A 22,900-nucleotide genomic window follows, 5' to 3' on the forward strand; every position below is an offset into this window, starting at 1 on the left:
TCTTATTCAATTAAAAATCAATATAAAATTCCGAATAACACGCTATTATTTCATGCTGCATTGCTCTATTTATTACTCCGAAATCAACTGCTCATACTGATCCGCCGACAGTAGTTTGCCCAATGATTCCTCCACATCTTTATCCATCTCTACTTCTACCATCCAACCTTTGTCATATGGAGATTCATTCACTAGCTCAGGTGTACCTTCCAGCGCTTCATTCACTTTTAATATGGTTCCCGTCACCGGAGCAAAAAGGTCGGATACCGTCTTCACCGATTCAATCGTACCGATCTCCGCTCCCTGCTCAATCGTTACTCCCGCCTCAGGTAATTCTACAAAAACAATATCACCCAGTTGGTGCTGTGCAAAGTCTGTAATACCAATCCGCACCGTTCCATTCTCTGTCCGCTGAACCCACTCATGTTCGTCTGTATACCAAAGTTGCTGCTTCACTTCACCCATTCTGTTCCCCTCACTTCCATATGAATAAAATCGCATTTGCTCACCTGTATTAGACAGGTTAAGATTATGACAATAAGAACACTCATGTCAATAATACTAACAAAAATACTTCATATCACCTCCTATAGCGCTCTATATAAAAATATAATAATTTATAACAAACGCTTACATATCCTTATTTATATATTAAATGTTTTTTCTATTGTTTTTGATGACATTTTTATTGACATTTTGAATGAATTTGCGTATTAATGGGTTATAGCAAATACTTTGGGAAACACCCGACAACTGCAAACGCGGATGAACGCAGAGGGAGAGACTGCCAAAAAGATTCGCATAGCTGTTGCCGCTTGTGAGACAGTTGTGCACGCGAATCGGATCAAGTTGTTATCTGCAAAGCCAGGTAATATACTGCTGATCCCGAAGGTAGCGCCGAAGGAGTAAGCCTGCATTGCAGGTGAATCTCTCAGGCAAAAGGACCTCTGCCGGACGCATCTCTGGAGAGCATTCGCTATTGGAGCGGATCACCCAAGAGGAAACCCGGTACATACCGGGGTAACTTTCTGGTATCAAGGACAGAGCTGAAAAAAGAGTATAGACTGCTGTCTATACGTTTTTTTCGGCCTGTCTTTTTTGTTTTGCCGATCACACCGGATAGGAGTGGAAACATGACTAATTTGCGAAAAACACCGCTATATTCGTCCTACGGGACGCAGTCTGGGGTTCGTTGTATTGACTTTGGCGGCTGGGAGCTCCCCGTTCAGTTTAGCGGTATCCAAAAGGAGCATGAGGCCGTCCGGCAACGTGCGGGTTTATTCGATGTATCGCATATGGGTGAGTTTTTGGTTGAAGGCAAAGAGGCCGAAGCTTTTCTACAAAGGGTGACCACGAATGATGTCAGCCAGTTGGAACCAGGTCAGGCACAATATTCACTCCTGTGTTACCCCGATGGAGGTGTAGTAGACGACCTGCTTATTTACTGCAAAGGACCGGAGCGCTACATGCTCGTTGTGAACGCCTCCAACATTGATAAGGATTGGGATTGGTTACTTCGTCATGTGCCTGCATCCGTTCACATGGAGAATGTGTCTGATGCAATAGCATTGCTGGCATTGCAGGGACCGGAAGCAGCACGTATTGCCGCAGCCGTGGCAGATACGGATATTACGAATCTGGCATCTTTCCACTTTCATGAGAACGTGCCATTGTTCGGAGCAAAAGCACTCGTCTCACGAACCGGATATACGGGCGAAGACGGTTTTGAATTTTATGTACCTGCTGCGGAAGCACCCGCCGTATGGGAGGGTTTGCTTCGTTCCGGTGAGTCGTATGGGCTGATTCCCGCTGGACTTGGTGCTCGGGATACACTACGCTTTGAGGCTCGGTTGCCGCTGTACGGACAGGAGCTATCTGCCACGATTTCACCACTTGAAGCCGGTCTAGGGTACTTCGTCAAGCTGAATAAAGGAGATTTTATCGGTAGAGAAGCACTGCAACGTCAGAAAGATCAAGGGATTCCTCGTAAATTGATCGGGCTGGAAATGATTGATCGCGGCATCCCACGCGCCCATTATCCGGTATTCGCAGAAGGACAACGCATCGGTGAGGTCACAACGGGGACTCAGTCGCCCACCTTGAAGCGTAATCTGGGCCTCGCCTTGGTGGACAGTCGTTTTAGTGCCCTCTCCACACCGCTGGAGGTTGAGATTCGTGGCAAACGCCTGCGTGCCGAGGTAGTGGCAGCACCCTTTTATAAACGCCCGCGCTAATCTTAAACTCTCTTCATTCCAATAAAGCAAACATGTCAGATATGAACTTCCGGGTTTTTCAGCTCACACTTTTTTATTAGCTAATTACGATTTAAAATTTTGCTTTTCGAAAGGAGCCAGAACCTATGAAGCAGCATCGTTATCTCCCTATGACTGAACAAGATCAAACCGAAATGCTGCGTGTGGTGGGTGTATCATCCATTGATGATTTATTCAGTGACATTCCAGAGGCCATTCGATATCAAGGGGAACTCCCTCTTTCTTCTCGACTCGATGAGAAAGCCTTAACCCGCCACTTGGCCGAGCTGGCTGGACACAACGCCAATACAGACACACATGCCAGCTTTCTTGGCGCAGGAATTTATGATCATCATATTCCGTCGGTCATCCAGCACATCACTTCACGCTCGGAATTCTATACAGCCTACACCCCCTATCAGCCGGAAGTAAGCCAAGGCGAGCTACAAGCCATTTTCGAATTTCAGTCGTATATTTGCGAATTGACGGGCATGGCTGTAGCTAATGCCAGCATGTACGACGGAGCGACTGCACTGGCGGAAGCGGGCTCACTGTCCGCCGCAGCTACCCGCCGTAAACAGCTTATCGTATCGAGGTCCGTCCATCCAGAGGCACGTCAGGTATTGGCAACCTATGCACGCGGATTGAATTTGGACATCGTGGAGATCGGCTGTTCGGACGGTGTAACGGATGCTGATGCGTTAGCGGCGGCCGTATCGGAACAGACCGCGGCTGTTTTGGTCCAAAGCCCCAACTTTTTCGGAGCCGTGGAAAATCTACAGCCGATGGCTGACCTCATCCATGCACACAAAGGTCTTTTGGTCGTCAGTGCCAACCCACTGGCACTTGGCTTGCTGGAGACACCCGGCAAACAGGGCGCGGATATTGTGGTAGGAGACGCGCAGCCACTTGGCATCTCCTCTTCTCTCGGCGGTCCGACCTGTGGGTACTTTGCCGTTTCTCAGGCACATATGCGCCGTATCCCCGGCCGTATTGTGGGTCAGACCACTGATCGCAATGGTAAACGCGGCTTCGTGCTGACCTTGCAAGCGCGCGAACAGCATATCCGCCGCGAAAAGGCCACCTCTAACATTTGTTCCAATCAAGCGTTGCTAGCTTTATCTGCATCTGTATACTTGTCTGTTATGGGTAGACAGGGGATCAAGGAAGTAGCCGAGCTAAATTTGCATAAAAGCCGGTATGCTTTAGAGCAATTGCTGAGCTTGAAGGGCGTAACTGCCTCGTTTAACGCACCGACCTTTAACGAGTTTGCCCTGAGACTGCCTGAGGGTACAGATATGAGCAGACTCCAGGCCGAGCTGCTAGCTGCTGGATTTATCGCTGGCTACGATTTGGGCCGGGACTATGAGGAACTTGCTGGTCACATGTTGATTGCCGTGACGGAGCAAAGAACCAAAGAAGAGATTGACCAATTTGTGCACACCTTGGGGGGATTGCTATGACACATACCGGACAGGATCAGAAACAAGAGCTGTTAAAGGAACACGATCAAGCGCTCATTTTTGAATTGAGCCGTCCGGGTCGCATCGCCTATTCCCTTCCCGAGTGCGACGTTCCCCGTCGCCCGGTGGCAGAGCTTTTGCCAGACTATGCGCTGCGCAGCGAACCTGCAGCATTACCCGAGGTATCCGAAGTAGACGTTATTCGGCATTATACCGCCTTGTCCCGGCGCAATTTTGGCGTGGACAATGGATTTTATCCGCTCGGCTCCTGTACGATGAAATACAATCCGAAGGTGAATGAGGATGTCGCCCGATATACAGGCTTCGCCAAAATCCATCCATATCAGCCCGAGGAGAGCATCCAGGGTGCCATGGAGTTGCTGCATACGCTCCAAAATGATTTGGCTGCGTTAACTGGCATGGATGCCGTCACGCTTCAGCCCGCCGCGGGCGCCCATGGCGAATGGACCGGGCTGATGATGATTCGCTCATACCACGAAGCACGTAGTGAGCGACGTACCAAGGTGCTCGTGCCGGATTCGTCGCACGGAACGAACCCCGCCAGTGCAACCGTCGCAGGCTTCGAAACAGTCACCCTTCCTTCCACCCCTGAGGGGCTAGTGGATCTGGATGCGCTGCGTCAAGCCGTAGGCAACGACACTGCTGCGCTCATGCTGACCAACCCGAACACGCTTGGGCTGTTCGAGAAGCAAATCACTGACATTGCTGCCATCGTGCATGACGCGGGGGGTCTGCTCTACTATGACGGGGCGAACTCCAACGCCATCATGGGGATTACCCGTCCCGGAGATATGGGCTTCGATGTAGTGCATCTCAATTTGCACAAAACGATGAGTACCCCGCATGGTGGCGGTGGCCCCGGCGCTGGGCCTGTCGGCGTAAAGCAACGGCTCATCCCTTATTTGCCCAAGCCGCTTGTCGCACGGGATCCACAGGGGGTGTACCACTGGGACCGGGAACAGGGAGATTCTATTGGACGGGTTAAAGCCTTTTACGGGAACTTCGGTATTCTCGTCCGTGCCTATGCCTATATCCGTAGCTACGGTCCTGATGGCTTAAAGCGTGTATCGGAATGTGCTGTACTCAATGCCAATTACATGATGCATCGGCTCGCTCCATATTTTGATCTGCCCTACCCTGGACATTGCAAACACGAATTCGTGATGTCAGGGCGAGGCTTGAAAAAATTTGGAGTGCGCACGCTTGATGTAGCCAAACGGCTGCTTGATTTCGGCTACCATCCACCTACAATTTACTTCCCGCTGAATGTAGAGGAGTGCATCATGATCGAGCCCACGGAAACAGAAAGTAAGGAAACACTTGATGCTTTTGTCGACACTATGATTCATATTGCGCGGGAAGCAGAAGAGAACCCTGAGCTGGTGCTCAATGCACCATATACTACTCCAGTCACACGATTGGACGAAACTACTGCAGCCCGCAAACCTGTACTGAATTGCTCATGCAGTTGAAAACAAATTCTACTTAAAGGATGCAAAAAAGCCGGTATCTAATTAGATACCGGCTGCTGTATGTACACAGCAATTTTTTGTTGGAAAAAGATATAACCTTTGAAATGTAATACCCTTCCTTAGCCTTCGATGCTTTGAACCAATTCAACAACCTGTTCTGCTGTTTGCATGTCCAGAGCTTTTGTAGCCAGTTTTTCCATGTCCGCACGGGACAACTTGGAAATTTGACTACGTGCTGGCAGAATGGAAGTGGCGCTCATACTGAACTCATCAAGTCCGAGACCCAGCAGCAACGGAATTGCTGTTGTATCTCCTGCCATTTCGCCACACATACCAACCCAACGTCCTTCACGGTGAGCGGCATCAATAACCATTTTCACCAGACGCAGAATGGATGGATTGTATGGTTGATACAGGTAAGAAACCCGCTCGTTCATGCGATCCGCTGCCATTGTGTATTGAATCAGATCGTTTGTACCGATACTGAAGAAATCTACTTCTTTTGCGAATTGGTCAGCCAATACCGCTGTAGAAGGAATTTCTACCATGATGCCCAGTTGAATTTCTTCGGATACGGATACACCCTCAGCTACCAATTTTTCCTTTTCTTCCAACAAAACAGCTTTAGCTTCACGGAATTCGTTCAGCGTAGCAATCATTGGGAACATGATGCGCAAGTTACCATGCACACTCGCACGCAACAAAGCACGCAATTGAGTGCGGAAAATATCCTGGCGATCCAGACACAGGCGAATAGCACGGAATCCGAGGAACGGATTCATTTCTTTCGGCAGGTCCAGATAAGGAAGTTCTTTGTCACCACCGATATCCAAAGTACGGACTACAACCGGTTTACCTTCCATTCTTTCCAGAACAGTTTTGTACGCTGTATACTGTACTTCTTCGGATGGAAGCTTATCGCGTCCCATGTACAAGAACTCCGTACGGTACAAGCCAACGCCTTCACCACCGTTGTCCAGGACACCAGCTACATCATTAGGCGTACCAATATTGGCTGCCAGTTCGACATGGACACCATCGACAGAAACCGTAGCTTCGCCGCGCAGCTTGCGCCACTCTTCGCGTTGCTTGTCGTATGCCACTTGTTTAGCACGGTATTCTGCAACAATCTCTTCGGTAGGGTTCACGAATACGTGACCATCCAAACCATCAACGATAATCAAATCGCCGCTTTTAGCTTGAGACAATATATTTTTCGTTCCCACAACTGCAGGAATTTCAAGTGAGCGAGCCATAATAGCCGAATGCGAAGTACGTCCGCCGATATTCGTTGCAAAACCTTTAACAAATTCACGGTTCAGCTGAGCTGTGTCGGAAGGTGTCAAATCTTCTGCAAGCACAATCGTTTCTTCGGCAATTTCTGCAGGACTAACAAAATGAACACCAAGCAGGTGATTCAGGATCCGCTTGGTTACATCACGCATGTCCGATGCGCGTTCTTGCAAATAGGCACTTTTCATGTTTTCAAACATGGAAATGAACTGTGTAGCTACTTCATTCAAAGCATAGTCAGCATTAAGCTGCTCGTCTCTGATTTTAGCTTTAACCGGATCGATCAATTCAGGGTCATTCAAAATGAGCAGGTGAGATGCAAAAATTTCTGCTTTTTTCTCTCCCAGTTCCTTAAGCGTTTTCTCCTTAATCGATTCCAATTCGGTTTGAGATTGTGCCAAAGCCGCATCCAATCTTGCGATTTCAGCTTCAACATCACCAACCGCGCGTCTCTCTACAGCGTAATTCGGATGCTCCAAGATAAACGCCCGGGCAATGGCTATGCCTGCCGAAGCGGCAATCCCAGAAATCTTAAGCATGAACTTCGCCCAGCCCTTCGTTGACGATTACATTTTCAAGAGCTTTCAGTGCTTCGGCAGCTTCAGCGCCTTCGCAGATAATGTTAATAGTATCGCCTTGTTCCAGACCCAGAGACAATACACCCAGAATGGATTTCAAAGTTACTTTTTTACCATTAGCTTCGGCAAAAGATTCAGCACCGCTGAATTTGTTAGCTGTATTTACCAGCGCAGTTGCAGGACGTGCATGGATACCGTCTTCATCCGTAATTCTAAAAGTTGTTTGCATAATTTGTTCCTCCCACTTTCCTAAAGATAATATTTGTTTACACGCAGTATACCGAATAATTGATCAGACGGCCTAAGCCGCCTAATCAACTAATCCGAAACACATAGAGTTTATTTTATCGTAATTATACCATCTTCGCCAGCCTTCAATACTCCAGTTTTGTTTAAAGTTACCGAAGAACCTTCAGGAAGGTTAGTAAAAATGACAGGTGAGATGATGGATTTAGCGTTTGCCTTCACGTATTCCAGGTCTACTTTCATAATAGGCTGGCCAGCTGACACAAGATCGCCTTCGTTCACCAAAACGTCAAATCCTTGACCTTTAAGCTTCACTGTATTCACCCCGATATGAACAAGCACTTCTTTACCGCCATCGGATTGGATACCAACCGCATGCTTGCTCGGGAATACATTGAATACTTTGCCGTAAACAGGGGACACAATCGTTCCATCATTTGGCACGACCGCAAAGCCGTCACCTGTCATACGTTCTGCAAATACCGGATCGGGAACCGTCGAGATATCAACCAATTCGCCGTTAACAGGCATTACAATATCTTCTACAATAATGGTTTGTTGTTCTTCTCCAGCTTCCTTCTCCTCTTGTGGAGCAGGTTGCGCCGGAGCTGGTGCAGGTGTACGTCCAGCCATGATATCAGCCATTTGAGTTTTAATGGTGTCGGAACGTGTACCGAAAATTGCCTGTACATTGTTACCGACTTCAAGGACACCCGATGCGCCAAGTTGTTTCAAACGAGCTTTGTCAACGTTCGATTTCTCATTAACCTCGATCCGAAGACGTGTGATACAAGCATCCAGATGCTTGATATTCGATGAACCGCCGAAAGCTGCCAAAATTTTGTGTGGGAGCTCGTCACTACTACCAGTTGCTGCGCCATCCACATTTTCTGTGGCTTCTTCACGCCCTGGTGTTTTCAAGTTGAATTTCCGTATGATGAATCGGAATCCGAAGTAATAAATAACTGCCAAAATCAGACCGACGATGATTACATACCACCAAGGCGTACGGGTTGGAATAATCCCGAAAATCAGGAAGTCAATAAATCCGCCTGAGAAGGTCATACCGATTTTGACATGTAAAATTTGCATGGTCATAAATGACAGACCTGCGAATATACAGTGTACTGCAAACAGCAGTGGAGCTACGAACAGGAAGGAAAATTCCAGTGGCTCCGTAATACCTGTCAAGAACGAAGTCAATGCTGCTGAACCCATAATACCTGCTACATATTTTTTGTGTTCTGGTCTTGCTTCATGGTACATCGCAAGCGCTGCTGCTGGCAAACCGAACATCATGAATGGGAATTTACCCACTTGGAACGTACTTGCTGTCAAAGCCACTCCGTCGCGAAGCTGGCTGAAGAAGATCTGCTGGTCACCGTGAACAGTTTGACCTGCTTTGTTAACATATTCACCAAACTCAAACCAGAACGGTGAATACCAAATGTGATGCAAACCAAATGGAATCAGCGCGCGTTCGATAACCCCGAACAGGAACGCCGACAAAGTCGGGTTGGAATACACCATAAAGTGAGATACTGCGTTAAGTCCTTGTTGAACTGGAGGCCAGATCAGAACCAGTGCTAGTCCGACAATAAGTGAGGATACCGCCGTTGCAATTGGAACGAAACGCTTACCCGCGAAAAAGCCCAGATACGAAGGAAGCTCAATTTTGAAAAAGCGGTTGTACATGGCTGCGGCCAGTATACCGATGATTATCCCGCCGAACACCCCGGTTTGAAGCGTTGGAATTCCCAACACGTTCGCATAACCCGGTATTTTTTGAGCAATCAGACCAGGTGTGACACCCACGGCTGTACCCAGAGTAATGTTCATAACGAGGTAACCGATGATGGCAGCCAGACCTGCTACACCTTCACCGCCCGCCAGACCGACGGCTACGCCGACTGCGAACAACAGTGCCAGATTATCAAAAACGATTTGTCCGGCATTCATCATGATCGTCGCAACCGATTGAACCCAGCCCGCATTTAATGCCGGAATATACTGGAGAAAATCAGGATTGACCAGCATGTTACCGATACCCAATAAAAGCCCCGCAGCTGGCAAAATCGCTACAGGAAGCATTAATGCTTTACCGACACGCTGTAAAACGCCGAAAAGCTTTTTAAACATACCTTCCACATCCTTCTCTGAAATTTAGAACAGAGGCAAAACAACAAAAAAGGCATGAGCCGATTTAAGTATGTTTGAAAACAACCTTGGGATATAGCTTACCCCAGTAGGCTGTAAACAATCATAACTTAAAACAACTCATGCCTGATCGAATCAGTAACACGTTAAATGTTCAGTTGTTGTCTTCCTCATTGCAAAATTGATTATAGCACCCCACTAAATGCGAGGCAATACTTTTTTATTCCGGTTTTATCACTTTTTGTTGCTCCCCCTGCTCTTTGCGTTGGGACAACCGCTGCAGATGCATTGTCAAATAACTAACCTCAGCCGGATAAACAGGTTTACGTAGCCTTTTCTCCATAATCTTCGTCAGTTTCCAGGACAGCATATACATTTCTGGATATTCTTCATTCAAAAGCTTGTCCAATCGATAAATCTCCTGCACAATCTCTCCCCGGCGCACACGTTCAATCGCAAACCTCAGATGAGTCAGCAGTCGAGAATAATCAAGGGATTGGAGAGGAATTCGATAATCCAGTGTCGTTTCGACAACCTGAACCATATCAGCAATCAGACGAGAATCCTTCCTAACCTCGGAAATATGCTGGTTTGTCATGGCGCTATAAATATGCAGGGCCACGAATCCGATTTCATCTTCTCCCAGATCTACATTCATCTTATCCCTGATTAAAGCAACAGCCTGCTCAGCCATCTTGTATTCCTGAGGATATATTTCCCTAGTCTCATACAAAAACGGATTATGAATCGTAATTCCCTGTTTATGACGGTTGATGGAAAAAGCGATATGGTCAGTTAAAGCAATCAGAATGTGCTCATTTAGAGGCTTCTTTGCTTGAAGCTGAACAAGATGAAGCACCTCACCGATGACCTCGATGAGCTTTTCATCCAGCTCAGGAAGCAACCGTTTGTATTGCTCCTGTTCTTCATGGCTTTTTAATATAAATAATTTTTCAACTGAATCCAACGGCATAAGATCGCCGGGTCTGCGATTGAAACCGATTCCTTTTCCAATCACGACAACCTCATCATGCTCGGGGTGCATTCCTATAATCACATTGTTATTCAGCGCTTTGGCCACTTTTAGGCTGCTCACATCCGCACCTCTTTTATCAGAACCTTGATCCTAAGAATTATAGCATGAAGCTCAGAGGAATCCACGTTAAAGTACCAAATATTCGGCTAAAGGTCAATAAAAAGAAAACGCTTTTCATCACATTGCCGGAAAATGCTGTGATGAAAAGCGGTCTTTTGGTTAGGGATAGAAGCTCCCAAAGACTTATCGTTATTCTTTATCTGTTAGTGCTGCCTCCACCGAGGCTGGAAGAGGCTGCTTGTTCGCTTCACCGGAGGACGGCACGGAATGAAGGCCTTTTTTCCCAGTGGTAAGCCCCTTGATTAACTGTTCCACATCAATACCGGATACACTCTTCAGCATCTCGGGCGCCGTAGCCATCAGTTCGGTGACATAATTACTGACACGCGCTGCTCCTTCTCCTTTTCCTGTATCAACTACGGTGAGTTTATCAATGGACGCAATCGGTTCGGCAATACGTCCAGCCAGATCAGGCAACATTTTTACGATAATATCGAGCACGGCAGCCTCTCCAAACTTCTGGAACGCCTCCGCCAGTTTTTCCTTGGCCTCCGCTTCTGCAAGTCCACGCAAACGGATGACATCTGCGTCTGCCGTACCTTTGGCGCGTTCGGCATCCGCTTCTGCTTGCCCGTTTAGACGTTTTTGTTCAGCTGACGCTTTAGCCTGTGTCTCAATCGAGTATTGCAGTGATTCAGCCTCACGCATTTTACGCGATTTATCTGCTTCCGCCGCTTGTTCGACCGCATACCGATCGGCTTCTGCCTTCTTTTTCACTTCCGCATCATATTGCTTTTCACGTACCTGTATTTCCTTGGATTGAAGGTCAATTTCCCGTTCTTTGCGCACCAGCTCGACCTTCATCTGCTCCTCGACGGCAGTCTGCTTGGCACGGGCCTCCTGGATGTGATAAGCCTGATCGGCTTCTGCCTTCGCTGTATCCTGTTCTTTTTTAAACGAAGCCACTTTCAGTTCTTTCTCTTTGGCTGCCTCGGCAATGTTGGTATCTCGCAGCAGTTCGGCCTTCTGGCCCTCCTGTTCTGCACGCGCCTTCTGAATCCGGGCATCCCGCACAGCTTCGGCTTCCGCAATCTCAGCATCCCGTTTCACAGCGGCAATTCTCGGCTTACCAAGCGCATCCAGATATCCGTGCTTATCACGCACATCTTTGATGGTGAAGGAAACGATTTGCAAGCCCATCTTTTTCAGATCACGAGCAGCCACGCCCTGTACTTCCTGCGCAAACCGATCCCGATTACGATATACTTCCTCCACTGTCATCGAGCCGAGGATTGCGCGTAAATGCCCTTCCAGCACTTCCTGAGCCTCTCCCCTAAGAGCCTCCAGTGGCTTCCCGATGAACTGCTCGGCTGCTGTAGCCACATCTTCAATAGAACTGCCGACCTTGATGATCGCCACACCATCCGCAATCACGGGAACTCCTTGCTCCGTATACACTTCCGGTGTGGTTACGTCCAGTTTATGGGACAACAGAGAGATGAATTCGGACTGCTGGAAAATAGGCCAAATGAAGGCCCCCCCGCCGCGTACAATTTTAATTTTACGTCCAGAGTCATCCTCGGAAATATTTTTATTTCCCAGAAAAGAACCCGTCACGATCATCCCTTCATCCGGCCCTACCGTTTTGTAGCGGGCCCAAAAAGCGATCCCTAATATGACGATAACGATAACAACAATCCCAGGGACCAGCACAATATCTTGCAAATTTGACACTCCCGATCACGCTCCCTTCAAGTTAAGCGATTGCGCCGTCTAGGTGTCCAGGTACGCTACGCGGACGACGCCCTCTGCGACCTCAACCACGACGATACGGGTTCCCGCAGCAAGCGGTTTGTGATCAAAGCTCGATGCTGTATGTATGGTGTTGCCTGCACCCAAGCGGATCATAACCTCCCCGTAACCAACCTCAGGAACAGGAATGGTGACCTCACCAATCCGGCCAGTCAGCTCACGCATGGAGAAGCCGCTGGATACCTCCGAATTCGCCATGGGTTTGATAAACGCAAAGAACACGAGTATTCCGATGACAAACGAAATCCCTAAAGCAAGCACGACGACCCATCCCGTGCTCAGCCCGGTATACTTTGTCAGCAGTACTCCAGCTCCGCCAAAAGCGGTCATGGCTCCAAGTAAAACGACAGGTCTGAACCAATCAAGGCCCGGCAGCTCCAATGCACCATCCAGCCAACTACCGAGTACATCCCCGATCAGCACACTGACCACGGTAAAGATAGCGCCCCCTGCCAATAGCCACCAAAATATGGTTTCCATGCGACTCCTCCTTCCATGTACCTTTTCAGTCTGGTTTCCAGTCTATAACTATGTTTACGTATTCAACCTAAAAAAGTTTCAAAATTTTCCTCCAATATCCCAAATCAAACCCAAAAAAGCACGTTCGTACGTCTAATGACGCACAAACGTGCTTTAAATGATACAAATGTCGTTTTACAGGGATGCTTTGTAAATTTCGACTACATCTTCGCGATTGAGCTTGTTAAAGCCACCAAAAGATCCGAATTTCACAGCTTTATCAGCCATAACATCGATTTTGGACGCATCAATCTCGTAATCAGCCAGACGGCTTGGTGCACCAATCGAGTTCCAGAAATCACGCAACGCCTGAATACCTTCCAGCGCCACTTCCTCATCACTCTTGCCTTCTGGGTTTACATGGAACACATTGACAGCCAGTTGTTTGAAGCGTTCAGGCTTCACATGCAGATTGTGTTTCATCCAGTTCGGGAACAGAATAGCCAGTCCTCCACCATGTGGAATATCATAAACAGCAGACACCGCATGCTCGATATTGTGAGTAGCCCAGTCACCTGTCAGCCCCATGTTCAGGAAGCCGTTCAGCGCCATCGTACCACAATACATAATTGTTTCACGCAGCTCGTAGTTTTCCAGATCGTTGACCAGACCTGGAGCCGCGTCCATTACCGTACGCAAAATCGTTTCGCACCAGCCAAGTTGGACCGGAGTATTGGATTCCAGATGGAAATAATGCTCCAGCGTGTGTGACATCATATCTACGATTCCGTAAACCGTTTGATTTTGCGGCAGTGAGTATGTGTTCACTGGATCAAGAATAGAAAACGCAGGGAACGCAAATACGCTGCCCCAGCCCAATTTTTCCTGTGTTTTTTCATTTGTAATAACAGAACCCGCATTCATTTCAGAACCAGTGGCTGCCATAGTTAAAACCGTACCTAATGGCAATGCTGCCTGTGGTGCCGCTTTACGCTCTGCAAAATCCCACATGTCGCCATCATATTTTGCACCAACAGCAATGGCTTTGGAACAATCCAGCACACTACCGCCTCCTACAGCCAGAACGAGGTCGATTTGATGTGTTTTACACAATTCCACGCCTTTATGTACTGTAGATAAGCGAGGATTCGGTTCCACACCAGCCAGTTCCGTTACCTCTGCACCGATTTCACCAAGCAAACCTATTACATTATCATACAAGCCGCTGCGCTTAATGCTGCCGCCGCCATATACAAGCAATACACGTTTACCATATTTAGGAACTTCACGCTTGAGAGCCTCCAATTGTCCTTTACCGAAGATCAATTGTGTAGGATTATAAAATTCGAATGCTTTCATCGCAAACGCTCGCCTCCAATAGTTCTAAAGTTTAATATTAAGAAACTACTCTATTATAACCTTTTCGGTTACAGGAAACAAATCTGCTTTGTTTTCAGAAAAAAACCACACTCCTTGAGGAGCATGGTTCCATGTCATATCTTGGGAGGGTTCTCGTAGTATAGTATGTGCTTCGCAAGCAATTTTATTCTCCCAAAGTATATCCCAATTGTTTCATAAAACGACCAAAGGCCTGCTGTCCGGACGGATTCCGTTTATATACTCCTGCATGCTCTAAAATTTCACTGAATTTCAGTCCAACCTCATTTTGTATGGTACGAACAGCCGTCTCCTTGTCAGGCAAACGACCGAACCGAGTGTTTAACTGGTAAATCCAGTCTGCATGCTTAAACAGCGGATGTCCTTCTTGCTGTACAGCCACAGCCAGTTTGTCATCCCCACACAAAATATCTGCAATTCCATCCAGTTCATCCTTGAGCCGCCCCGGTAATATGGCAAGTCCCATAACTTCGATCAGACCGATATTTTCCTTCTTGATGTGATGCATCTCGCGGTGAGGATGAAAAATACCTTCCGGGTACTCTTCACTCGTTCGGTTGTTGCGCAGTACGAGATCCATCTGATACCTGCCTTCGGAATCACGGCGCACAATCGGCGTCACAGTATTATGCGGAATCGTTTCCCCTTCTTGCTCTGTATGAGAGAGGACATCAGCTACAGGATCACTATAAGCTTTCCAGGCTTCAAAAGCAGCATTTCCCGCTTCCAACAGCGCCTCGGCATCTGTTGACGTAAAACGGATGACCGACATCGGCCAATTTACAATCCCTGCTGTAACCTGCGGGAACGCTTCATTATGGTATACGCCGTCCACACCCGCTTTTTCAATTGGAAATGTATGACGACCACCCTGAAAATGATCATGGGTCAGAATCGATCCGCCGACAATCGGCAGATCCGCATTGGAGCCAATAAAATAATGCGGAAACGCTTTCGTAAAGGCCAGTAATCGGCGCAGTGTATCCTTCGTGAGCTTCATCGGTACATGATTATGATGGAACACGATGCAATGCTCGTTGTAATACACATAGGGTGAATATTGAAAAAACCACGGTTCCCCATTCAATTCCACCGGAATGATACGCAAATTTTGACGGGACGGATGATTTACTCTTCCTGCATATCCAACGTTTTCACGGCATAATTGACACTTGGGATAAACAGGCGGCGGCAAAAGCTTCGCCATCGCAATTTCCTTGGGACTTTTTTCTGGCTTGGACAAATTAATCGTAATTTCCATATCTCCGTAAGATGTCGACTGATTCCAGTACACATTGCTGGCAACCCGATCCATTCGGATGTAGTTCGAATCGATAGATAATTGATAAAAAGCATCAGTCGCCGCCTCTATGCCACGTTCAGCCTCCGTTTGATGAAAGTCACGGATGACTTCAGATGGTCTCGCCATCAGTAGTCCCATAATTTTGGAATCCAGCAAATCACGATACGTATCTGTGTTTTCGGGGATAAGGCCTATGGCAAAACCATAATCTATCAATACATTAAGCACAGGCTGGAGGGCTTCAGGGGCCATAATGCCCCCTACATCCCTACCTGAATAAGGCTCGGAAAAACCAAACTGATCCAATAACAAATTACGGCTGTAATCTGTGTCTTGCGGACCGACCAAGCCCTTATTTTGTGCGAATGCAACCAGTTGCTCCACCGCATATAGAGCCGACTGCTGTACAGTTTCGTCGATGTCATGGGCCAGATGCCGGGAATGTTCCCGGCCTTGGCCTTTATCTGCAGATTGGCGCTCGCTCATATGTCATCGTCTCCCGTCTATTCGTCGCCGTAGCCGTGAGGGTGCGACTGATGCCATCCCCATGCTCCGCTAATAATATCCTCCAGTTGGGTACGCGCTGGACTCCAGCCCAACACCGAACGAGCCTTGTCAGAAGATGCAACCAATATCGCTGGATCGCCTGCGCGGCGAGGTTCTGTCACAACTGGAATCTCGAGCCCGGTGACCTTGCGTGCTGTCTCAATTACTTCTTTCACAGAGAAGCCCTGTCCGTTGCCCAGATTGAACACGTTGCTGTCATTGCCTTCGCGCAAATAATTTACTGCACGCACATGAGCATCCGCCAGATCACTTACGTGAATGTAATCCCGAACACATGTGCCGTCAGGTGTCGCATAGTCCTCACCAAACACAGCGATGTGTGGACGCTGTTTCAAGGCTGTCTGGAGCACCAATGGGATCAGATGACTTTCTGGTCGGTGATCTTCGCCGATCTTGCCGCTCTCATGCGCACCAGCCGCATTAAAATACCGTAAAGACACATATTTGATGCCTAAAACTTTATCAAACCACGACATCATGCGCTCCATCATCAGCTTTGTTTCACCATACACGTTGGTTGGCTCTGTACGGTCACCCTCTTCAATCGGCACCTTTTCCGGTTCGCCGTAGGTAGCCGCAGTAGAGGAAAATACAATTCGGCGCACTCCGGCATCTTTCATCGCCTCCAACAAGCTCAGCGTGCCAAATACATTGTTGTCGTAATATTTACCAGGATTTTGCATACTTTCTCCAACCAGCGAGTTGGCTGCAAAATGGATAACTGCATCGATACTATTTTCAGAGAACAGTTTGGACAGTAATTCTTTATCCCTCAAATCCCCTTCATACAACTTGCCCCCAAGCAACGCTGCTTTGTGCCCGGTTTGCAAATTATCCAGCACCACAACTTCTTCTCCCAGATCCAACAATTCTGCTACGGTATGTGAACCGATATATCCAGCTCCACCTGTTACTAAAATGGCCATGTTATTCGTCCTCCTTCAGTTCTTTAACTCCGTCTCCTGCCTTGCATACATAAAAGCTGGCTTCCAGCCCTGTGCGGGTCTGATAAGCTTCGCCGACTTCCTTCACAAAACGTTCAACATCGTCCTCATGAACCAACGAAACCGTACACCCTCCAAATCCAGCTCCCGTCATACGAGCACCCAACGTACCAGGAATGCGTCGGGCTTCTTCAACCATGACGTCCAGCTCCGTGCAGCTGACCTCATACAAATCGCGTAATGAATCATGAGAAGCATTCATTAACTGACCAAAAGCTGCAAGTTCATTCGCCGCGAGAGCATCGACAGAGGCCAATACACGAGCGTTTTCCTCCACCACATGCTGTGCCCGCCGACGCACTGTTTCGTCCGTGATGTGGTGCTGAAGCTCTCCGAAACGCGTCTCATCCAGCTGAGCGAGGTATTCCAGTGACGGCTCTTGCTGCTGCAAAATGGTCAGTGCTTCGGCACATTGGCTACGCCGCTCGTTATAGGCTGAGTCCACCAAACCGCGACGCTTATTTGTATTGCCGATCACCAACTTATAATCTCCCGTACGGAATGGAACTTTGCGGTAATCCAACGTATCGCACATCAGTAGAATGGCATGATCAGCTGCTCCGTTCGCTACAGCGAACTGGTCCATAATGCCGCAATTGACACCAACGTAATTGTTTTCTGCTCGCTGGGACAACAAAGCGATTTCGACCGTATCTGTTTTCTGTTTTTCAATAGTGAGGAACGCGTATCCTGTAACAACCTCAATGGAGGCCGAAGAGGATAATCCAGCACCGTTCGGTATTTCTCCGTGATAGAGCAGGTCATATCCCTTAGACGGATAAACTCCCTTATCAGCTAGCTCTACCAACACGCCCACCGGATAGTCCACCCACTCATCCGTTTTGTTTTTACCTATTTCTCCGCGGGAGATAGATACTTCATACGACAGGTTTGTCGAAGCAAAATGAATCTTATCATCATTACGCGCACGAAGGATCAGCGTCGTTCCAAATTCCAGCGCAGCCGGGAGTACATAACCACCATTATAGTCGATATGCTCTCCAATCAGATTGACACGTCCAGGTGCATGAAATATCCGCAGTTCATTGCTGCTTTCACCATATTTTTTAATAAAATGTTTCTTTAATTCAGCAGAGTTCATATCCGCATCCACCTCGTATACCGTTAGTAAAGGCCACCTGATTTCCCTGTAACATCTTAATCAGGTTGACATCTCTTATGATTTCAGTATAAATGAAAGCGTCACACAATGTAATGCATCCATGTGTTTAAGCTATGGATAAATGTGACTTGGATATGTACAATGTAAGTATACCGCATACGCTAAACTATTCACAAATGCAGGAAGGATGACCCTATTTTGCAAGCGCATTCATATAGTTATGCTGTCGCCTCTAATCCAGTGTTTTATGAAAATAGCCCACTGCATGTGCTTTTTGCAGGAGAGAGCCAAACCAAATCCGGTCATGCCGTAGGGCCGAAAATCTATGATTACTATCTGCTTCACTTTGTGGAATCGGGCAAAGGTATCTTCCGAACGGAACAGCACACATATCAGCTTGAAGAAAACGACTTTTTCCTTATCCATCCTGGTCAGCTGGTGAGCTATATCTCTGATGAAGAGGAACCGTGGCGTTATCGTTGGTCTGCGTTTACCGGACACCATACTGAGCAGGTGGTGCAAGGGGCAGGGTTGCGTGTTCATCAGCCTGTCTTCCATGCTTCCGGTCAAAGTCCCATCCCCGGTTATTTGAAACAAATGCAATTGGCCTTTTATAGCAGAAAATCTAGTTCTCATTTATCAGCCTTGGGCTATTTGTATCTGATTATGGGGGAAGCAGGCAATTACCTGAGCGACTGGACTGATCCGTCCGGGGCGGATTCGCAAATTCAACGTACAGTCAAGCAGATGGTGCAATATATGTCCACTCAGTACGCACATCCCGTTTCCATTGAGCAAATGTCTGAAGGACTTGGTTATAACCGTGCGTATTTGTCCCGGATATTCAAAAAGGAAACGGGCATCTCCCCCGTCACCTATCTGCTTAAGCTAAGAATTGACAAATCACGTCAACTGCTGCGTGAGCGTCCTGAACTATCGGTAGAGCAAGTGGCCGCTTCGGTCGGACTAACTGATGCCTTATATTTCTCACGTCAATTCAAGCGCTTCTGTGGTCAGTCTCCAACCGAGTACCGAAGCAAGGTTAAGCAGTATCCACAGTCGTAAAACAGACTTAAACAGCCCGCATCCTTCAAACGGATACGGGCTGTTAATTTATATTGTATAAGAGAACACGAAATTAGGCCGATGACTACAAATTAACTTTCGCCATTAGGCTGTGCCGCCGTCCTGTCAGTTCCCGGCATTCAGAATCGAATCAATCCGATCCAGTTCCTCCTGAGTAAAGTCCAGATTGGATAAGGTAGCAACATTTTCTTCAATTTGGCTTACACGGCTTGCCCCAATCAAGACAGAGGTCAGACGTTCGCCGCGCAGAGCCCAGGCCAGCGAGAATTGAGCCAAACTTTGCCCGCGTGCAGCAGCCATCTGATTCAGGGCGCGTACCTTGCGAAGTGTCTCTGGCGTCACATGGTTCTCATTCAGGAAAACCGATGTACTCGCTGCACGTGAATCCTCAGGAATTCCGTTCAAATATTTATTGGTCAGCAATCCCTGCGCCAGCGGGCAAAAGGCAATGCTGCCTACCCCGTTTTCGTCCAGTACATCTTGTAATCCATTTTCAATCCAGCGGTCAAGCAAGGAGTATTTCGGCTGATGAATCAGAAGCGGTGTTCCCAGTTCCTTCAGAATGCGAGCTGCTTCCGCTGTTTGCTCCGCACTATAATTGGACACACCCACATACAGCGCTTTGCCAGAACGTACGATATGATCCAGTGCTCCCATCGTTTCTTCCAGCGGCGTATCAGGATCAAATCGGTGAGAGTAGAATATATCGACATAGTCCAGCCCCATCCGCTTCAGGCTCTGATCCAGACTAGATATCATATACTTGCGAGATCCCCAGTCTCCATAAGGCCCTGCCCACATATTGTAGCCCGCTTTGGTGGAGATGACCAACTCATCCCGGTACGGTTTCATATCACTGGCTAAAACTTGTCCAAAAAATTCCTCAGCTGATCCCGCAGGAGGGCCATAGTTATTAGCTAAATCAAAATGCGTAATTCCCAGATCAAAGGAGCGGGTAATCATGCTACGGCCATTCTCCGCGTTGTTAATCCCGCCAAAATTGTGCCACAAGCCTAGCGAAATAGCGGGCAGTTTTAGACCTGATCTCCCTGTACGGTTATATTTCATACTTTCATAACGATCTTCGCCAGCTAAATAAACCATGCTATCCCAGCCTCTCTCGAAACATTGTAATGTCCATCACAACATCATCATAGCGCTTTTATCCAGGCGTTGACAAGAAAACGATTACAAACCTAATTGATGAGCAAGTTTTTCCATAACTTTACCGATTGGATCAGTGATTAAAAGATCCGCCTTATGATCATACGAGGTCGGATCTGTATTCAACAGCACCGTATGTTTACCACGAAAATAAGTAATCAAGCCCGCAGCGGGATGTACTGTCAGCGACGTTCCTCCAATTAACAGCAGATCAGCCTGCGAAATAGCCTGAACGGATTGAATAATGGTATCCTGATTCAGCTCCTCCTCATATAAAACGACATCCGGTTTGATAATTCCTCCATCTATCGGACATTTGGGTACAACCTCAGAGCTGTTCATCACTTCATCTAGACTGTAAAAGCGTCCACATTCCATACAGTGGTTGCGATGTACCGAGCCATGAAGTTCTAGTACATTCACACTACCTGCAGCCTGATGTAAACCGTCAATATTTTGGGTCACAACCGCTTTTAGACGGCCTTGTTTTTCCAATGACGCGAGGAAATGATGACAACCGTTCGGCTCAGCATCGGGATGCAGCATTTTGCTGCGATAGAAGTCGAAGAACACCTCAGGATGCTTCACAAAAAATGAACGGCTCAGCATAACCTCAGGGGAATAAGACAATTTCTCCTCACTTTGATACAGGCCTGCTGCCGAACGAAAATCCGGAATACCGCTTTCCGTCGATGTGCCTGCTCCGCCGAAAAAAACAACATTCTGCGATTGCTGTATCCATTCCGCCAACGTATTAACTTTCATACCCTACGCACCTCCAGTTCTTCATATCCACGAACAACCATATCCGCATCCAGCAAATGACCAGAACGTTCTGCTTCTGGCGCAAATCCAATAGCGAGCCGCACTCCGGCACGTTTGCCCATCTGCATATCCCCATTGCTGTCTCCAATGACTACCACGTCCGCCGGCGACAGTCCTAGTAATGCGCAGGCTTTTTCAGCCATTTCCGGGTCAGGCTTACCGTATGTAACCCTATCATGTCCGATAATCTCGTCAAAATAAGATGTCAGCCCCATCCACTCCAAATGCTCCTGTGCAGCCTCGGTACTGTCAGAGGTCACAACTGCCAGCTTCAGCCCGGCATGGCGGCTTTGCTCAAGCAACGTCCGCAATCCTGGAAACACCTTCGCTGCCCGATGTCGCCGAATATCAGCCATCGCCGTTTTATTAAAGTCGCGGACAAGCCGCACAGCCTCATTCCACGGTACACCAGCAGTATAAAGCTGCCAAGCCAGTACCCCTGTACTTTCGTCCACCGTCCCCATGGCCAGCGGGCCAGAAGGATCGTAACCGATCACACGCCCCTCCTGATCGTGAACAGTACCTAGAACGGTACCTTTTTCCACCGTAAAACCGGCACCCGCCACGGCAAGATGCTGCTCCATCATATCCAGTATAGAACGAGCCCAGGGGCCCCACAACTGAATAAAATCCAGCAACGTTCCATCTTTATCCAATAAAATACCACGGCATGGGTACCGCTCCCCCTGCACGATCAGCTCAGACATGCAGCATACCTCCTTTACTGATTCTTAGGAGCCACATCCACACTTTCTTTCATCCAGTCCTGTAAAGCCGTTACCGTCTGATTCCATTGCTCGACAGCGCTAATTTTTGCAGGATTATCCCCTTTTTGGGCACCATAACTGCCGAATTGAGCATGATTACCCCCTTCGACTGTAAAATACAGCGTGTTGGCTGGTAAATAAGTTCTACCACTTTGGACATTTTCCATCTGGACGACTCCATCATCACTTCCCAGTAGAGAAATAACAGGCAGATTTTTATCCTTTAAATTTCCTTTGTTATCCGGGTAGGAGGCAAGGAAAAATACACCTTTGACCTGATCAGGATGCGCAGCTGCATATCGGGCCGCCATCACTCCACCTAACGAATGACCTCCAATAACAAACGCTTCTTTCGGATATGCCTTTAGCACTTCATTCGCTAGATCCGGGGAGATCAATGCAAGGTTGAGTGGCATTTTTGCAATAATCACATGATGACCCTTTTCCGCCAGACGGCGTGCCAAAGGCGCATAGCTTTCGGGCTTCACCAACGCCCCTGGATACAAAATGACTCCAGCTCCGCTTCTTTTTACAGGCTCAAAACCAACCCAATATTCTTGTTCATTTACTTTCACAGCATCCGCTACTTCGGCTAATGCAGCCGCCGCCGTCTCGTCAGGCTGATAAGGCGTAAATACCTTCCATGCTCCCCACCCTGCTATCAGTGCAATAATAATCAGGATGCCTAAGAGAACTTTCCATATTCTCCGAGGACCACGTGTCCCATATGAATTGTATGATCTTCTTGTTCTTCTTCTCATTGTAAAAGTCCCTTTCGTCTTTCGTACCTCGTAATTCGGTTTTTGAATATAAA

At 47.7% G+C, this 22,900-nt stretch carries 19 protein-coding genes and 1 riboswitch; of the genes, 4 read left to right on the forward strand and 15 right to left on the reverse strand.

Annotated elements, in window-relative coordinates:
* Window positions 1–72 precede the first annotated feature (72 nt).
* On the reverse strand, window positions 73–465 hold the full coding sequence (gene gcvH / locus MKY16_RS18180; protein ID WP_069012484.1) for a glycine cleavage system protein GcvH: 393 nt from the start codon (window positions 463–465) through the stop codon (window positions 73–75).
* 392 nt (window positions 466–857) lie between these two features.
* A riboswitch (glycine riboswitch) is annotated at window positions 858–957 on the forward strand.
* A 176-nt stretch (window positions 958–1,133) separates the two neighbouring features.
* Here gcvH and gcvT point away from each other — a divergent pair.
* The 3 genes from gcvT (at window position 1,134) to gcvPB (ending at window position 5,208) form a co-directional block, all read left to right on the forward strand.
* The gene (gene gcvT, locus MKY16_RS18185) at window positions 1,134–2,234 is read left to right on the forward strand and encodes a glycine cleavage system aminomethyltransferase GcvT (RefSeq protein WP_069012538.1); all 1,101 of its coding nucleotides are present in this window, start codon (window positions 1,134–1,136) and stop codon (window positions 2,232–2,234) included.
* A gap of 125 nt (window positions 2,235–2,359) precedes the next feature.
* Entirely contained in the window at window positions 2,360–3,715 is a 1,356-nt protein-coding gene (gene gcvPA, locus MKY16_RS18190; protein WP_029515700.1) for an aminomethyl-transferring glycine dehydrogenase subunit GcvPA, read from the forward strand.
* Entirely contained in the window at window positions 3,712–5,208 is a 1,497-nt protein-coding gene (gene gcvPB / locus MKY16_RS18195; RefSeq protein WP_029515701.1) for an aminomethyl-transferring glycine dehydrogenase subunit GcvPB, read from the forward strand. Before gcvPA ends, gcvPB begins: the two co-directional genes overlap by 4 nt.
* Window positions 5,209–5,327: 119 nt before the next feature.
* On the opposite strand, the gene ptsP is transcribed toward gcvPB, so the two are convergent.
* The 10 genes from ptsP to MKY16_RS18245 form a co-directional block, all read right to left on the reverse strand.
* Window positions 5,328–7,040, reverse strand: coding sequence for a phosphoenolpyruvate--protein phosphotransferase (ptsP, locus tag MKY16_RS18200; RefSeq protein ID WP_029515702.1), 1,713 nt, complete (start codon window positions 7,038–7,040; stop codon window positions 5,328–5,330).
* Window positions 7,033–7,308 (reverse strand): HPr family phosphocarrier protein, encoded by a 276-nt coding sequence (locus tag MKY16_RS18205; protein WP_013372579.1) that lies wholly within the window; start codon window positions 7,306–7,308, stop codon window positions 7,033–7,035. The genes ptsP and MKY16_RS18205 overlap by 8 nt, the downstream gene beginning before the upstream one ends.
* Before the next feature lie 110 nt (window positions 7,309–7,418).
* The gene (gene ptsG / locus MKY16_RS18210; protein ID WP_340956527.1) at window positions 7,419–9,464 is read right to left on the reverse strand and encodes a glucose-specific PTS transporter subunit IIBC; all 2,046 of its coding nucleotides are present in this window, start codon (window positions 9,462–9,464) and stop codon (window positions 7,419–7,421) included.
* A gap of 238 nt (window positions 9,465–9,702) precedes the next feature.
* Window positions 9,703–10,578 (reverse strand): glucose PTS transporter transcription antiterminator GlcT, encoded by an 876-nt coding sequence (gene glcT, locus MKY16_RS18215; protein ID WP_029515704.1) that lies wholly within the window; start codon window positions 10,576–10,578, stop codon window positions 9,703–9,705.
* A gap of 189 nt (window positions 10,579–10,767) precedes the next feature.
* Entirely contained in the window at window positions 10,768–12,303 is a 1,536-nt protein-coding gene (locus MKY16_RS18220) for a flotillin family protein (RefSeq protein ID WP_069012481.1), read from the reverse strand.
* Between the two features lie 48 nt (window positions 12,304–12,351).
* The gene (locus MKY16_RS18225) at window positions 12,352–12,870 is read right to left on the reverse strand and encodes a membrane protease regulatory membrane protein (protein ID WP_029515706.1); all 519 of its coding nucleotides are present in this window, start codon (window positions 12,868–12,870) and stop codon (window positions 12,352–12,354) included.
* A 174-nt stretch (window positions 12,871–13,044) separates the two neighbouring features.
* Window positions 13,045–14,208: an iron-containing alcohol dehydrogenase gene (locus MKY16_RS18230; protein ID WP_069012479.1), complete on the reverse strand. Its 1,164-nt coding sequence runs from the start codon at window positions 14,206–14,208 to the stop codon at window positions 13,045–13,047.
* Window positions 14,209–14,392: 184 nt separating this feature from the next.
* Window positions 14,393–16,036, reverse strand: a complete 1,644-nt coding sequence (locus MKY16_RS18235; protein ID WP_029515708.1) for a UDP-glucose--hexose-1-phosphate uridylyltransferase — start codon at window positions 16,034–16,036, stop codon at window positions 14,393–14,395.
* Window positions 16,037–16,053: 17 nt separating this feature from the next.
* Window positions 16,054–17,043, reverse strand: coding sequence for a UDP-glucose 4-epimerase GalE (gene galE, locus MKY16_RS18240; protein WP_013311504.1), 990 nt, complete (start codon window positions 17,041–17,043; stop codon window positions 16,054–16,056).
* Window position 17,044: 1 nt separating this feature from the next.
* Window positions 17,045–18,223 carry a galactokinase gene (locus MKY16_RS18245; RefSeq protein WP_340956528.1) on the reverse strand — a complete coding sequence of 393 codons (1,179 nt, stop codon included), beginning with the start codon at window positions 18,221–18,223 and terminating at the stop codon, window positions 17,045–17,047.
* A gap of 219 nt (window positions 18,224–18,442) precedes the next feature.
* Between MKY16_RS18245 and MKY16_RS18250 the strand changes: the two genes are divergently transcribed.
* Entirely contained in the window at window positions 18,443–19,309 is an 867-nt protein-coding gene (locus MKY16_RS18250; RefSeq protein WP_340956531.1) for an AraC family transcriptional regulator, read from the forward strand.
* A 126-nt stretch (window positions 19,310–19,435) separates the two neighbouring features.
* Here MKY16_RS18250 and mgrA read toward each other — a convergent pair whose 3' ends face one another.
* From mgrA to MKY16_RS18270, 4 genes are all read right to left on the reverse strand, one after another.
* Complete coding sequence (mgrA, locus tag MKY16_RS18255) at window positions 19,436–20,434, reverse strand: L-glyceraldehyde 3-phosphate reductase (protein ID WP_340956533.1); 999 nt, start codon at window positions 20,432–20,434, stop codon at window positions 19,436–19,438.
* 84 nt (window positions 20,435–20,518) lie between these two features.
* Window positions 20,519–21,259, reverse strand: a complete 741-nt coding sequence (locus tag MKY16_RS18260) for an NAD-dependent protein deacylase (RefSeq protein ID WP_340956535.1) — start codon at window positions 21,257–21,259, stop codon at window positions 20,519–20,521.
* Window positions 21,256–22,026: an HAD family hydrolase gene (locus MKY16_RS18265; protein ID WP_340956537.1), complete on the reverse strand. Its 771-nt coding sequence runs from the start codon at window positions 22,024–22,026 to the stop codon at window positions 21,256–21,258. Before MKY16_RS18265 ends, MKY16_RS18260 begins: the two co-directional genes overlap by 4 nt.
* Before the next feature lie 14 nt (window positions 22,027–22,040).
* A complete protein-coding gene (locus MKY16_RS18270; RefSeq protein ID WP_340956538.1) occupies window positions 22,041–22,847 on the reverse strand; it encodes an alpha/beta fold hydrolase in 807 nt (268 codons plus the stop codon).
* Between the last annotated feature and the right edge of the window lie 53 nt (window positions 22,848–22,900).

Origin of the sequence: Paenibacillus sp. FSL L8-0641, from assembly GCF_038006265.1 — a bacterium.
GTDB lineage: Bacteria > Bacillota > Bacilli > Paenibacillales > Paenibacillaceae > Paenibacillus > Paenibacillus polymyxa_D.